9 protein-coding genes are annotated in these 15,176 nt (G+C 34.8%); 2 read left to right on the top strand and 7 right to left on the bottom strand.

Annotation, left to right across the window (positions count from 1 at the left end):
* Positions 1-12 precede the first annotated feature (12 nt).
* The 6 genes from ACFSSE_RS01470 to ACFSSE_RS01445 all read right to left on the bottom strand — a co-directional run bounded on the left by ACFSSE_RS01470 (position 13) and on the right by ACFSSE_RS01445 (position 8,875).
* On the bottom strand, positions 13-1,461 hold the full coding sequence (locus ACFSSE_RS01470) for a circularly permuted type 2 ATP-grasp protein (protein WP_379040914.1): 1,449 nt from the start codon (positions 1,459-1,461) through the stop codon (positions 13-15).
* A 241-nt stretch (positions 1,462-1,702) separates the two neighbouring features.
* Positions 1,703-2,545 (bottom strand): DUF2911 domain-containing protein, encoded by an 843-nt coding sequence (locus ACFSSE_RS01465; RefSeq protein WP_379040915.1) that lies wholly within the window; start codon positions 2,543-2,545, stop codon positions 1,703-1,705.
* Between the two features lie 219 nt (positions 2,546-2,764).
* Positions 2,765-3,403, bottom strand: coding sequence for a ligase-associated DNA damage response endonuclease PdeM (gene pdeM, locus ACFSSE_RS01460; protein ID WP_379040916.1), 639 nt, complete (start codon positions 3,401-3,403; stop codon positions 2,765-2,767).
* A gap of 66 nt (positions 3,404-3,469) precedes the next feature.
* A complete protein-coding gene (locus tag ACFSSE_RS01455; protein WP_379040918.1) occupies positions 3,470-5,947 on the bottom strand; it encodes a ligase-associated DNA damage response DEXH box helicase in 2,478 nt (825 codons plus the stop codon).
* 301 nt (positions 5,948-6,248) lie between these two features.
* Positions 6,249-7,844 carry an ATP-dependent DNA ligase gene (locus ACFSSE_RS01450; protein ID WP_379040919.1) on the bottom strand — a complete coding sequence of 532 codons (1,596 nt, stop codon included), beginning with the start codon at positions 7,842-7,844 and terminating at the stop codon, positions 6,249-6,251.
* Entirely contained in the window at positions 7,841-8,875 is a 1,035-nt protein-coding gene (locus ACFSSE_RS01445; RefSeq protein WP_379040920.1) for a ligase-associated DNA damage response exonuclease, read from the bottom strand. Before ACFSSE_RS01445 ends, ACFSSE_RS01450 begins: the two co-directional genes overlap by 4 nt.
* 408 nt (positions 8,876-9,283) lie before the next feature.
* On the opposite strand from ACFSSE_RS01445, the gene ACFSSE_RS01440 reads away from it, so the two are divergent.
* Positions 9,284-13,345: a PKD domain-containing protein gene (locus ACFSSE_RS01440; RefSeq protein ID WP_379040921.1), complete on the top strand. Its 4,062-nt coding sequence runs from the start codon at positions 9,284-9,286 to the stop codon at positions 13,343-13,345.
* A gap of 27 nt (positions 13,346-13,372) precedes the next feature.
* Positions 13,373-14,380, top strand: coding sequence for a PorP/SprF family type IX secretion system membrane protein (locus ACFSSE_RS01435; RefSeq protein WP_379100663.1), 1,008 nt, complete (start codon positions 13,373-13,375; stop codon positions 14,378-14,380).
* Positions 14,381-14,500: 120 nt separating this feature from the next.
* On the opposite strand, the gene ACFSSE_RS01430 is transcribed toward ACFSSE_RS01435, so the two are convergent.
* Positions 14,501-15,103 carry a transposase gene (locus ACFSSE_RS01430; protein WP_379040923.1) on the bottom strand — a complete coding sequence of 201 codons (603 nt, stop codon included), beginning with the start codon at positions 15,101-15,103 and terminating at the stop codon, positions 14,501-14,503.
* Between the last annotated feature and the right edge of the window lie 73 nt (positions 15,104-15,176).

The following is a 15,176-nucleotide window of genomic DNA, read 5'->3' as shown; positions in this document are numbered from 1 at the left end:
AAATTTTTAAAATTAAACGGTTAATACCCAAGTATCTTTACTACCACCACCTTGTGATGAATTAACAACTAAAGAACCTTCTTTTAATGCAACTCTTGTTAATCCGCCTGGCACAATTTCTATCCCAGATGGCCCAAATAATGCAAAAGGACGTAAATCTATACGGCGAGGTTGTAAACTGCCGTTGATGTAACATGGTGCAGCCGATAAACTGATGATTGGTTGTGCTATAAAAGATCGAGGATCTAACAAAACCTCTCTTTTATAATCTTCCATTTCTTGTTCTGTTGCGGAGTTACCTATAATCATTCCATATCCGCCAGATGCGTTGGTTTTTTTAAGTACCATTTTATCCATATTTGCAAAAACATGCTCACGCTCAGCAACATCATCCATTTTATAAGTAGGTACATTTTTTAAAATAGGCTCTTCGTTAAGGTAATATTTAATCATATCTGGCACATAAATATACACCGCTTTATCATCTGCAACACCATTACCTGGGGCATTTACAATGGCCACATGACCCTTTCTGTAAGCAGACATTAAACCTGCCACACCTAACATACTTTCAGCTTTAAAAACCAACGGATCAAGATATTCATCATCTACCCTACGGTATATAACATCAACACGTTGTAAGCCTTCCGTAGTTTTCATAAATACACGGTGGTTATCTACCACTAAATCTCTACCTTCTACCAACTCTATCCCCATTAAGCGGGCTAAAGTACTATGCTCAAAATAAGCCGAGTTGTATATACCCGGTGTAAGCATTACAATATTAGGATTAGAGTTTTGACGTGGTGATAATGCAGCTAAATTTTTATACAATAACTGTGGGTATTGTGTTACTGTATGAACAGCATTATGCGGCAATAAATCAGGAAAAATACGCTTAGTAATTTCTCTGTTCTCTAACATGTAAGACACGCCAGACGGAGTTCTAAGGTTATCTTCTAATACATAAAATGTGCCATCATGATCTCTGATAATATCAATACCAGAAATATGTACGAAAATATCATGTGGCACTTTTAGATTTTGCATTTCTCTTAAATAATGCTCACAAGAGTAAATTAAATCTGTTGGTATAATTTTGTCTTTTAGTATAAACTGATTGCTATAAATATCGTTTAAAAAAAGATTAAGTGCTTTTAACCTTTGCTTAATACCACTTTCTATATACGCCCATTCAGCAGCTGTAATAATACGTGGCACTACATCAAACGGAAATATTTTTTCAATACCTTCATCACCAGAGTAAACTGTAAAGGTAACTCCTTGACTCATAAATAACCGGCGAGCCATTTCCTCTTTTTTAGTAAGTTCTTCTGCTGGATAATTTTTTAGATACTCGTATAATTTTTGGTAAGGAGGTCTAATTTCTTTACCGTTATACATTTCATCGTAAAATTCGGTACTGGCCGGATAATTATTAAATAGAGTAAACGAATCCATATTTTTGAAAGAGTTAATTTCAGATATTATATTTTTTTTTAAAAAGGTATTAATTAATTTAAGAAAAACAAATAATTATTTATAAATTTTTCACTAAAGCACTAATTATTTATTGATATTGACAAATAAAAACTACTAATATCACAATATCTGTAAATTAAAACGTATTTTATTGTTTTTTTAAAAGAAAAAAAAGCTTTCTAAATAAAAAGAAAGCTTTTTTCTATCAATTACGTAAATTTTACTTAGTTGAATCCAATAATTCTTGATTTAACTTAATATATTCTTTATTATTTATTTGTTTTGCCAAATTTAATCCTTCTGTTGCTGTAACAGCAGCTGCTTTCTTATCGCCAATTTTCAATAAAATTTTAGCCTTCCAAAGTTTAATCCATGGTGCTTTTCCATCCGCTTTTTCTGCTTCTGAAACCCAAGCTAATGCTTGTTTTAAATCCTTGTTATTAGTGTAATAGTATTGAGCTGCTGCAAAATACGGCTTCTTTTCTCCAGCCATTGCTTTTTCTATATTGGCCATTACTTTAGTGTCTAAATCAACCGTTAAAGGAATGCTTAATGCTGTGTTTTCCCAACTAAGGTTCAAATGCATACTAGCTGGAGCAACATTAGCAAATTGTATGGTAAAGGTTTCTGTTTTTGTAGTCGTTGCACTTGGTTTTACTTGTATGCGCAATACATCATCATCTTTTTTATAATCGTAAGAACCCCATTGTTGCGCTGTTTTGTTTAAAATAATGGTCCATTCGTTTTCAGTTGGGATGGTAAATAAACCATAAGTACCGGCCGGAACTTTATTACCTGCTAACATTACTTCATCTGTAAACGTAATACTTGTAGCATTGTTTGCGCCTGTACGCCAAACTTCATTGTAAGGCACTAAGTTTCCAAAAACTTTACGCCCTTTTGCATCGGGTCTGCTGTAAATAACGGTTACTTTTCCTAAACCAAAATCTTGAATAATGGTTTGCCCCGAACTAGGCTGTGGCATTAAAGCCTGTGAATAAGAAAAAGATGCAATTAAAATTGCCGCTAAGGTTAAATAAGATGATTTTATCAATGATTTCATTTTAAAAAAATTTTAATGGGTAATATAAGGCTTAATAATTTTAATGCAAACTATTTTGAACGATTAGCGATCAAATCGATGTAAAACCTCGATACCAAAATAAAGCAAAAATTAAACCGAAAAAATTTAGGCTATTAAAAACCTGAAAATGTTTTTATATTATTAAAAATTTAGGCAAAAGCAATTTAGTGATTAAAATAAATGTTTTAATTATTCATTTTAAACTTTAAATACTGATTCTTTAGTAATTGCAAAAACTTCTTCTGTAGGTGCTGGTTTAATATTATACAAACCAGTAAAACCACTAAATGCAGGCATAACCGCATAATCTTTACCAAAATAAAAGCATGGGAATTTCAATTTTTGTTTTGCTTTACCAACCATTGTAACTCCGGGGTGTACATGTCCGCTTATTGGATATAGTTCTTCTTCTGTACATTTTGGTGCATCATGAATGAAACAAAAAGGCCCTATACAAAAGCTAGGCTCATGTATTTCAATACGCATTGCAGCATAATCTGCTAATGCTAGTTTATCGTGATTACCCTTTACCAATAAAAAATTTAGTTCTTTATAATCATTTCTCCATTTATAGAAATCGTCTATATCACTGTTTAAACTGTGGTGAAACATATCGCCATTAATTAAAAGTGTTTTTGGATGATACTTTTCTATAAGCACACCTAATCTATTTAAATCACTTTGTGCAATTGTAGAAGGAACTGGCACACCTGCCTTTCTAAAATGTGCTGATTTTCCTAAATGCAAATCGCTAATAGCTAATAAACCATGCTTTGGGAAAAATATCGCTCGCTCTTTATCCAAAATTAATTCTTCGCCGTGGTTGTTTATTGTCATGTATTGAGTAATGAGTATTGAGTAATGAGTATTGAGTAATGAGTATTGAGTAATGAGTATTGGTAATTATGAATTATTTAATGCTTTATCAGATTCTGCTTTCATTCTGGCAATGCGCTGTTCTAAAGCTTCAGAACTCATACTTTCTCTCATGCTATCTACTTTTATAGGGAAAGACAATGGTGTAAAACTTTTTGGTTGTGTGATCACTATATTACCTTCCTGAATTCTGTGTAAAGCTGATGCCAAACGTGGTTCTTCTAACTGCTGGTAAAAAACCTCGTGGTAAGCTTGGCGCAAAAGTAGATTATGTTTATCAAAATCGCTAAAAACATTAAAAAACAAACCTGCGGATGACTGCAAATGACGCGTAGCAACATGTTTGCCCGGATAACCCTGAAAAACTAAGCCCGAAATGCAAGCAATGTCTCTAAATTTTCTGCGAGCCATTTCTGTAGAATTAATGCTGGAAGTGATATCTTGTGTTAGGTTTTTAGGAGAAAAAATATCATAAGCAATGGCATCATCCATGGGGATTTCTATATCACTTAGCAATTCAAAACCGTAATCATTCATGGCTATAGAAAAAGTGATGGGTAATAATTTACTTAAACGGTATGCTACCAAAGCGGCTAAAACTTCATGTACTAAACGACCTTCAAAAGGGTATGCAAACAAATGAAAACCATCTTTGGTGTTTATCATTTCTATTAAAAGTTCTGTACTTTTAGGAATGTGCGACCTTTGTTGTTGCAACAAAAACAAAGGCAACATTACCCTCATTTCTTCATCTTTGTGGTTTTGGTTTAAAGCTTCATCGTACTTTTTTCGCAATACTGCACCTAAATTTGAAGATAGTGGCAACCTACCACCAAGCCAACTTGGCGAAATGGCATTCTTCTGTTTGCTGTTTCTTACCACAACATTCATATCCTTTACCTGCACAAATTCTAAAACCCTACCGGCTAATCTAAAATTATCTCCAGCTTTTAAACGGCTCACAAAATACTCTTCAACCATGCCAATATAGCCGCCAGATAAAAACTTCACTTTCAGCATGGCATCGCTTACAATGGTGCCAATATTTAACCGGTGGCGCATGGCTAATTGCCTGCTTTTTACTTTCCAAAGTCGGTCTTCTTCATCTTTAGTCACCTTTTTAAATTCTGTGTAGGCTGTTAAACTCTCGCCGCCAGAGGTAATGAATTGCATTATCCAAGCCCACTCTTGTGGCAATAACATTTTAAAAGCAAAAGTATTTCTTACTTCTTCATAAACTATTTTATCATCAAAACCATCGCCAATAGCTAAAGTAACTAAGTATTGAATTAGCGTATCAAAAACCATAATTTGTGGCTCTCTACTTTCAATTTGTTTGTTTATTGCGGCTTCTTTAATTGCGGCAGCTTCTACCAATTCTAAGGCATGAGTTGGCAAAAAGTATATTTTTGAAACTTCATGTGGCGAATGCCCAGACCTGCCTGCTCTTTGTAAAAACCTGGCAACTCCTTTTGGAGAACCTACTTGCACAACCGTATCTACAGGTTTAAAATCGACACCTAAATCTAATGATGATGTTGCGATTACGGCTTTTAATTGCCCAGTATGCAAGGCGTCTTCGATCCAATTACGTAATTCAAAATCTATAGAACCGTGGTGAATGGCCAATTGTCCAGCTAAATCTGGCTCTAAATTCAGCAAATGTTGGTACCACATTTCTGTTTGCCCACGGGTGTTGATGAAAATTAAAGTGGTTTTACTTTTTTTGATAATGGGGATTAACTTTTCAGCGAGTTTTAAACCTAAATGCCCTGCCCAAGGCAAGGTTTCAATATCATCTGGCAATATGGATTTAATTTCAATCTTCTTTTCTAAATCTGCTTTAATAATTATTCTTTTAGCGTCAGCATCTGGTGTTAAAACATCTAAAGCTTCCTCAATATTACCAATGGTTGCGGATATGCCCCAAACTCTTAATATTTGATTATTGTCGGCTTTTTGCAAACCTTTAATTCTTGATAATGCTAACTCTACCAAAACTCCACGTTTACTTCCTAAAAGCTCATGCCATTCATCAGCAACTATACATTTAAGGTTTTTAAACAATGCTGAGGAACCTTTTTGCGCCAATAAAAGATGTAAGCTTTCTGGTGTAATTAATAATATTTCGGGCATTGCTTTTTTCTGCTTCAACTTATCTGCTTGTGAAGTATCACCGTTGCGAACGCCAACTGTCCAATCTAATTCAAGCGATAACAAGGTTTCTCGCATTGCCCTAGCAATATCTTTTGCTAAAGAACGTAAGGGCGTTATCCAAATAAATTGTAAGGGTTTAGTTTTATTTTCCTGCTGGTTAATAGCTTCAATAATTACGGCTAAAAACAAAGAATATGTTTTACCAAAACCTGTTGGCGCATTTACCAAACCGCTGTAACCATCAAGGTAACTTTGCCAAGCTTCTTCCTGAAATTTAAACGGTTTTTTACCATCGGCTTTAAGCCATTGCTTAATTTTTTTGTAGCCTTTGGTTTTGATTAAGTCCATTTTTTCTTTTAAGGTTGATTTTATACTTAGCTAATTATTGTTTTACTATAACAAACAAAATTAGGATCTATATTCTATAATAACACTCCAATAGTCCACTAATAAAAACCATCCGCACAGTCTTTTCTACCCTCATGCCGGGCAATGGCAGGCACTTTTTTTCGAAAAAAGTTCCCAAAAACTCTCGCCTGCGCCTGATGCTATGAATGGAATTGCTTTCACTTCTTCACCTATACCGCACCAGACAAGGGCGAATTTTACGTTAATTAATGTTTCTACTAATTTCTTAAAACCCGAAATCTTACGTTATTAAAGTAGCTTGTAATAACTGTTGCAAATCTTCTAAAGTATTTATTTCTGAAGCGGGTTTATCTTTTCGCCAACGTAATATTCTTGGAAAACGCAACGCTAAACCGGCTTTATGTCTTTTACTTTCGGCAATGCCTTCAAAAGCAATTTCAAAAACCAATTCGGGTTTTACAGTACGTACTGGGCCAAATTTTTCAATCGCGTTTTTGTTCACAAAAGCATTAACTTCTTTAATTTCTTTATCGGTTAAACCAGAGTAAGCTTTTGCAATAGTGACTAAATTTTCGCCGTCACGAACAGCAAAAGTATAGTCAGTAAAAAAATTTGCCCTTCTTCCGCTTCCTTTTTGGGCGTAAATCATAACCGCATCAACAGTATAAGGGTTAACTTTCCATTTCCACCAATCGCCACGTTTTCTGCCGCTGTGGTAATGCGAATCCAGTTTTTTAAGCATCAAACCTTCACTGTTTATTGAACGAGATTTCTCTCTTTCCGCTGCTAAATCTTCCCAAGATGATGCTTTGATAACTGTTGATAATAACACGTTTTCGACATCAATATTATTGATTAAATGTTCTAAAATTTCTCTACGTTCAGCTAAAGGTTTTTCTCTAATATCTTCAGCATTATATTCCAATAAATCGTAAACAAAGAAACCAATTGGTGCAGCATCTAATTCTTTTTTTGTGATGTTTTTACGATTTAAACGCTGTTGCAAAGTACTAAACGGCAAAACACTTTTATCTTTTACTGCTAAAATTTCTCCGTCTAAAACTACACCATTTGGTAAAACATCCATTAAAAAATGAAGCTCTGGAAATTGATCGGTAACTAGTTCTTCTCCCCTGCTCCAAATAAATAGTTCGCCATTGCGTTTAACAATTTGTCCACGAATACCATCCCACTTCCATTCGGCTTGCCAGTCAGCAATGTCACCTAATTTTTGCGTTTCGGAATCTAAAGCATAAGCCAAACAAAAGGGATAAGGCCAAGAATTATCAGTATTTACATGTTCGCCGTTAATTAGTGCGGCAAAAGTCATTTGGTAAGGATCCCATTTTCCCATGATGCTGTGGGTAATTTGTGCACTATCCAAATCACTCAATTTTGCTAAAGCATTCACCAACATCTTTGAGGAAACACCTATTCTAAAATTTCCAGAAATAAGCTTATTGAAAATAAATCTTTCGTTGGTTTCTAAACTATCCCAAGCGTTCAGGATGAAAGCTTTTTTGGTTTCGTCATCTTTACCTTCCAATTCATGTAAATCCTCAATCCATTGGTAAAGATTTAAATCTGAAGTTTGAGTAGCTGGCGGTAGAAGCAGCGCTATGGTTTCGCTTAAATCGCCAACGTTGCTATAACTTTCTGTAAAAAGCCATTCGGGGGTTTGTGTAATTTCTATTGCCCAAACTTTAAGCAAGGCTGATTTTATTGGACGTTTTGGTTTTTTGCCGGTAAACAAAGCAATTACCCAAACTTTATCTTTCTCGTTTGCTTCGTTAAAATAGTTTATCAACGAAGCAATTTTATCATTCGTTTTATTGCTGAGTTCTAATTGTTGGATGAGTTGGGCAAAATGTTTCATGCTTTCTCCCCTCTGTTTTGTTCCACTAAATCCGCTTTGTTTTCTTCATCGTCTTCTTGTCCAAAATGTGTAGAAACTACATCAGAAGAAATACCATTATCATTTAAATACCGACTGAAAGCTGCGGTAAAACCATGAGTAACATATACTTTCTCTGCTTCTGTTGCTTTAATTGCGGTAATTAATCCATTCCAATCTGCATGGTCACTTAATGCAAAACCAGCATCCGCACTTTGCCAACGACGGTGTGCTCTTACCTGCATCCAACCAGAACAAATCCCGGTAACGGGATGGTGTAAACTTTTCATCCACTTACTATCTCGCATTGCGGGCGGCACAATTACAATTCCTTTTTGCAATTCATCTTTTGTGGTTTCTGCTGTAATTCTGGTGGTTTGTGGCAAGTTCACACCAGCTTCAATTATCACCTCATTTAAATTGGCAATGCTGTTGTGAACGTAAATTGGAATATCGCCTTCTAAATTTTTAATCAGCCTTTGAGCTTTTCCTAAACTATAAGCAATTAAAATACTTGTTTTTTGTTGCGTGATGTTCCCGTTTATCCAGTTTTTTATGCCGTCAAAAACTACTTCTTGTTTTTGCCAATTGTAAACAGGCAAACCAAAAGTACTTTCAGAAACAAAACTGTGGCATTTTACAGGTTCAAAAGGGGTGCTTATGCCATCATCTTCAATTTTATAATCTCCAGAAATAACACAAATTTCTCCTTTATATTCTAAGCGCACTTGTGCAGAACCAATGATATGCCCCGCTGGGTAAAAAGAAATATTTACGCCATTTCTGTTGATGCTTTCGCCATAATTTAGGGTTTCTACATCTAAATCTTGGCTAATTCTTCTTTTAATAATTGGTTTGGTAAGGGTATGGCAAAGGTAATGTTGGTTTCCAAACCGGACATGATCTGCATGACCATGTGTTGTAACGGCATAATTTACTGGCCACCAAGGATCAACGTAAAAGTCTCCTTGTTTACAATAAATTCCTCTTTTGGTAAATTCTATTAAGGCCATAAATCATCAACAAATTATTAATGTTTTTGTTGAATCTAAAATTATGCCGTTAGTAAAATCCAACGTCAAAAATATATTTGGCATGAAATAAATTTTTGGAAATTTTGCTGTTTTAAAGCAATATTCGCCACTAAAAATGCATTTTCGGGCATTAAAATACTCAATATCTGTTTCCTATTTTTGTTATAGCTAAATAGATTATTTAATACACCCTATCTCCAAACCTTAGTAAAGGTTATATTTTTAACCAAAATCATCAAAACCAATACATTGGCATGCACTTATAGAAATTTTATTTCGCAATTAGATAAAACGCCTTAAATAGCGTGTTTTTATAAATTTTTAGAACCTTTTATTTTTATTGAACGTATAGCTCTACATATTCACACACTTTGTAAAGGGCTATAAATGACTAAATTAAAACTACTCTTATTTTTATTATTACTAGGAGTATCCTTTACCATATTTGGACAAGCAGTAACTATAAAAAATTTGGAAGTAGGGCCTTATGGGCAAGGCTCAAGCATTGCTGTTTCTATTAGTATTGATGATGTTAACGGAAATTTGAAAACAAATAATGTTTTTAAACTTTTTATATCTGATGATACTGGGAATTTTGAAAATGCAATAGAAATAGGATCTTATCCTGGTTTTTATACCACGTTTGTTAATGGTATAATTCCAAATAATTTACCAGCTGGAGATTATAAAGTGTTAGTAAAGTTTGCTAACGACGAACTAATTAGCAATGCATCAAATACATTTAAAGTAATTGCAAAAAGTGGTGTAAAAGCAGATATTGAGGCAAATGCCATTCAAACAATTCATGACAATCCGAAAACTTTTGGAGTATGCAAACCAGAAAAAAGCACCAATTTTAGGTTTACAAATAGCTCATCGGCAGGAGCTGTAGTTAGCTTAAATGTAATTAATGAAATAAGCTTAGCCACACAAAATTTTGATTTTAATACTGCTCAAGTAGTTATAAATGCTGATATGGCACATTACACCATTTTTGCTAAAGCAGAATTGAATGGCATAATTGGAACTAAAGCATTTTTTTTAATTAATAATGCCATAAAACCAGGATTTAACGCTCCGGCAAATAATACATTATGTTTACCCGCCGAATTACTTTATGATATTGAAACAAAATCTATTAACGGGATACAAAACAATTTTCCAGGCTATTCTTATAAAGTGAATTGGGGAGATGGAAATATTGAAGATTTTACCCCAAATAAAATAATTGCAACAGGCGCACAAATTAAACATACTTATACCAAATCTTCTTGCGGCAATCAAATTAGAATTAATGCGGTTGATTATTATAATGTTTACGGCATTATTTATCAAGTTAATAGTCCGTTTTGTGGCTTAGTAAGTGTTCCAATATCTACACAGGCTAAGTTGCTTACCAAACCAGAAAATGAATTTGGTTTGCCGGCTATCGTTTGTGTAAACACACCATTTACAATTACTAACAAATCAATTGCCGGAGACAATCCAAGTTCTACTGCTCCAGAATGTGCAAATAACAACAATGTGTATTATTGGTTTGTTGATGGTGTAAACGCAACTCCACAAGGAGTTCCGCTTAGCTATGATTTTAAACCTGTTTTTACCACTCAAGGCTACCATACGGTAAGGTTAGAATCAGAAAGTTTTTCTAGTTGCGAAGCTTTACCTATAGAAAAAACCTGTTTTGTTCAACTCACTCCAACTCCAGCTTTTAGTTTATCAGAAACACAAACTTGTGCTGGTACAATCATTAAAGCTACCAATGAATCTGTTATAGATTTAAGTGAGAAAGCTCAAAATATTTACAAATGGGAATTTAGAGGCCCTTATATTGTAGATTTTGCTAACGGAACCAACAATGCAAGCAAAAACCCAGAGTTTATTTTCAATAAAGAAGGAGTATTTGACATAAGGCTAAGTATCCTTACTCCATGCGGAGAAATTTTTGTGGAGAAAACTGTTATTATTAACGAAAAACCTACAATTATAGCAAATTGGCAAACCAGTTTATGTGGTAAAGGGCAAGTCCTTAGTTTTGATGAAAGCACAGGAAACACCATGAAAACTGTTTTTACTGGAACGGCTAAAACAGAGGTTGACACTTACAAATGGGAAATTAGTGGTGGTGCGTTTTCATTTAAAAATGGAACTCATGCAAATTCAAAATTCCCGTCTATTCTTTTTGAAGATTATGCTACTTATACCATTGTTACTACGCATCAAAATAATTGTGGCACAGAAACCATGAGTAAAACAATTGTTTTTAATGAAGCCCCAACGGTTTCTGCAGGGGTAGATCAAACGGTGTGCAACACAGCAGAAGTTGCTTTGGAAGGTTCTATTAATGGTGCTTTTACTGGTGTTAGCTGGATTGGTGGCGAAGGAGTTTTCACGCCATCAAGAAATGTTTTAAATCCTATTTACAAACCTAGTTCAGCAGAAACATTAACTGGGCAAGTGAGTTTGGTTTTTTCTGTAAAAGCTAATAGCGCAGCTCCTTGTGACATTATTGAGGATGTAATGCTTATTAAAATTAAACCAGCAAACAAAATAACCAGTGCAGCAAATAAAAATGTTTGTAGTGGCACAATGGTAAATTATAGTCCAAAAGCAACCTTAGCTGGTACTACTTTTAGTTGGATAGCAAGCGGCAAAGATAATGTTAGCGGCTTTTCTGAGTCAGGCGAAGGCGATATCAAAGATGTGCTTATTAATTCTCAATCTGATAATGAAGCCTCTGTAAGTTATTTAATAACTCCAATTAACGAGGGTTGCAAAGGTGAAACATTTGAATTTATTGTAACTGTAACAGCTTTGCCAAAAGTAACTGCAATAGCAAGCAGTCCAACCATTTGTTCTGGAAAAGAATCTGTAATTATACTTAGTACTAACACAACAAACTTACGCTACACTTGGACCAGCACAGCAACCGGCAAAATAACTGGCAATAGCCAAAAAACTACGCCAACCGCTTTAACAGAAATTGCAGAAGTATTAACAAACAATGGTGATAGCACAGGTACAGTAACTTATACTATTATTCCCGAAAACATTACAGGATGTACCAGCAGCCCAATGATTATTATTGTAAAAGTATCGGCAGCTACAGGCTTTGCTACTTTTTCTCCCGATAAAACTACAGGCTGCTCTCCTTTAAAAATAGCTTTCAAAAACACCACTCCGGGTGCTGCAAATAAATACTATTGGGATTTTGGGGACGGAAAAACGCTTATCACTACAGATAATAACACGGTTAACCACATTTATATTTCAAGTATTACTAAAACATATACTGCTAAATTAGTAACCGAAACCGATTGCGGCTCTTTCACCAGCGAATATATTATACGTGTTTCTCCAAATACCATACAACCATTTTTAGTGGTAAATGGCAACGAATATGAAGGTTGTGCGCCACACACTGTTAAATTTAATAACAACACTAAAGGAGCATTATTATACAAATATGATTTTGGTGATGGAACCATTATTGAAACCAATAAATCGCCAGAAATTATTTCGCATACTTTTAAACAAGGCGGCACTTATGTGGTAAAATTAACGGCATCAAATGGTTGTTCAGACACTACCATTACCCAAACTATTAAGGTTTATCCAGCTGCAATTTCAGATTTTGTTGCTGATGTAGCAGTGGCTTGCGATTCTGTTATTGTAAAATTTAACAATAAAAGTATTGGTGCAATAGCCTATTTATGGGATTTTGGCGATGGAACCGTATCTACAGATGAAAACCCTGTTCACCAATTTGGCAATACAAAAGCTGCTTATACAGTTACCCTAATTAGCTATAGTTCATTTGGTTGCGCAACAACATCAGAAAAAGTAGATTATATTAAGCTAGGCATCGCTCCTAAAGCTGATTTTACTGTTTCGCCAGGGCTTACCATTCAATACCCAAATTATCGTTTTGAATTTAAAAATAAAACTGCTGGCACAGCAAATACTTATACTTGGGATTTTGGAGACGGCACAACTTCTTCCTTAACAGACCCAATACATAGCTATGCTGATACTGGATCTTATAAAGTTAATTTACTAGTAACCAACCAAAGCGGGTGTTCAAGTATGTTTAGCCAAACGGTAAGAATAATAGGTACACCAGGCAATCTTTTTATTCCAAACGCTTTTATGCCAAATAGCTTAACAAATGAAATTAGAACTTTCCAAGCAAAAGGTTCTGGAATGGCCGAGTGGCACCTTCGCATTTTTAATAAATGGGGGCAAATGGTATGGGAAACACATTTATTAGACGATAAAGGAAGGCCTACCGAAGGTTGGGACGGAATGATGTTTGGACAGCCTGCACCCCAAGGAATTTATTTTTGGGATGTTGCAGCAAAATTTATTAATGGTACAGAATGGGCCGGTATGGTTTTTAGCGAAGGCACAAATCCCAAAAAGGCAGGTACACTAAATTTAATAAGATAATAATTTAACCATTTTAAAAGGATAGTGATGAAGATGAGGTTAATGGAAATTAAAAAGATAGTAAAGATTGCTATTTTGCTATTGTTTGCTACAAATACGCAAGCACAAGATCATATTTTTTCTCAATTTTATAATGCGCCTATTTATTTAAATCCTGCTTTAACTGGGCAGTTTGATGCCACTTTTAGAATGAATATGACTTATAGAAACCAATGGTCTTCTATTGCTGGCGAGTTAAGTTACATTACTGCTTCTGCCGATTTAAAATTGCCGAACGGTGCTGGAGGTGTAGGTATCATTGCTAACAGTTCTTCCGAAGGTATGGCTGCGCTCAAAAAGAATTCCATAGCAGGCGTTTACTCTTATATTGTTGGCGACGATCGTTTTTCTGCATCTTTTGGTTTACAAGCGGGCGTAACCAACAGATCTTTAGATTTTGATAAATTGGTTTTTTCTGACCAATTAGACCCAAGACTGGGATTTACAGGCGGTTCAACTCAAGCAGAGCAACCTTTTAGTAATAGCAAATATTATTTTGATACCGGTGCCGGCGCTAATTTCATTTACGGAGATTTTATGTTAGGCGGTTCATTATTACACCTCAACAAACCTGACGAATCTTTTACAGGAAGTAAAGTTCCTACGCCAGTGCGTACTGCAATTTACACCAGTTATAAATTGGCTTTAAACGATGATGAGATGATGTTAATTCCGTCTGTAGTTTATTACAACCAAGCCAAAGCAACAGCTATAAGTGCAGGCATGCAATTTAAATACAATGGCGTAAATGCAGGGCTTTGGTACAGAACTGGTGGAGATTATAAAGCCAACGCAGTGGTTTTATCTTTCATCTTCGATATTTTTACCAACAGAAATAGAAACCAAAAAATGAGGTTAGGAGTTAGCCACGATGCTCCTATGAATAAACTTAACTATGGCAACACCAGTGGAACAACAGAGTTAAGCGTAGGTTTTGAAACTGGAGAAAGCAGACAGCAGCAATTTGGAGCTGGGCAATGTTTTAAGTTTTATTAGTTGGAGTTAAAAACTGTGTGTATAAAAATGCAAAAGATTTTTTATCATTTTCCATTTCAAATATTTCTCAAACAGAAAAAGAAATATTATGCACTCACTTGTAAATTGTTATTCTAACAGCTAGGTAAGCTTCTTATAAAATTTATCCTTTCCCCAATTTAATGCGTTATTGGCAATATAATTTTGAATGTTTTCAAACGATTGAGCATTTCGAATGATATGATCGTGAAAACGGGATTGCCAAGAAAAATCAACAATCCCCAGTTTCCGGGCATTGGTTGTAACCGATGATTTAAAACCACGAACAATGGATGCCAAATTTTTTGATTGTGGTCCAAACCGGTTTTGCGTTGTAGAGGCGCAATGCATTGCGCCTCCATATTCACCATCAGAAGCATCAGTAATACCATCACCACCCCCATCCACACATTCCGTATTATATTTATTGTTGCCAAACACAATAATAGCATGAAAATGATTTGGCATTACCACAAAATTGCCCATTTCCAAATTCATATCTGGCCGTAATTCAATTGTTTTTAACCATTCGTTTTCTACAATTTTTCCAAGTTCGTTTAAATGCATTTCATATTCGGCAATTTCACCAAAATAATGAATCCTATTTTGAGTGCAAATAGTGATAAAATATGCAGCATGATATCCATAATTCCAAGATTGCAGCCGGGCAGATGGTATGCGGTATTTATTTTTAAATTTATCCATTTATATTAATTCTTCATTTAGATGATATGCTTTTATCAAAAATGCTGTGCTTTTATCATTAATGCTGTGCTTT

The sequence above is a fragment of the Pedobacter alpinus genome, from assembly GCF_042684645.1.
GTDB lineage: Bacteria > Bacteroidota > Bacteroidia > Sphingobacteriales > Sphingobacteriaceae > Pseudopedobacter > Pseudopedobacter alpinus.
Note: the sequence above shows the minus strand (reverse complement) of the source record. Positions and strands in the feature narration are given on the sequence as shown.

What these genes read in the sequence shown, in the direction of transcription:
- ACFSSE_RS01450 (WP_379040919.1), bottom strand. Translation starts at nt 7,844, where the DNA reads ATGAAACATTTTGCCCAACTCATCCAACAATTAGAACTCAGCAATAAA.
- ACFSSE_RS01435 (WP_379100663.1), top strand. Translation starts at nt 13,373, where the DNA reads ATGAAGATGAGGTTAATGGAAATTAAAAAGATAGTAAAGATTGCTATT.
- ACFSSE_RS01465 (WP_379040915.1), bottom strand. Translation starts at nt 2,545, where the DNA reads ATGAAATCATTGATAAAATCATCTTATTTAACCTTAGCGGCAATTTTA.
- ACFSSE_RS01470 (WP_379040914.1), bottom strand. Translation starts at nt 1,461, where the DNA reads ATGGATTCGTTTACTCTATTTAATAATTATCCGGCCAGTACCGAATTT.
- ACFSSE_RS01455 (WP_379040918.1), bottom strand. Translation starts at nt 5,947, where the DNA reads ATGGACTTAATCAAAACCAAAGGCTACAAAAAAATTAAGCAATGGCTT.
- pdeM (WP_379040916.1), bottom strand. Translation starts at nt 3,403, where the DNA reads ATGACAATAAACAACCACGGCGAAGAATTAATTTTGGATAAAGAGCGA.
- ACFSSE_RS01440 (WP_379040921.1), top strand. Translation starts at nt 9,284, where the DNA reads ATGACTAAATTAAAACTACTCTTATTTTTATTATTACTAGGAGTATCC.
- ACFSSE_RS01430 (WP_379040923.1), bottom strand. Translation starts at nt 15,103, where the DNA reads ATGGATAAATTTAAAAATAAATACCGCATACCATCTGCCCGGCTGCAA.
- ACFSSE_RS01445 (WP_379040920.1), bottom strand. Translation starts at nt 8,875, where the DNA reads ATGGCCTTAATAGAATTTACCAAAAGAGGAATTTATTGTAAACAAGGA.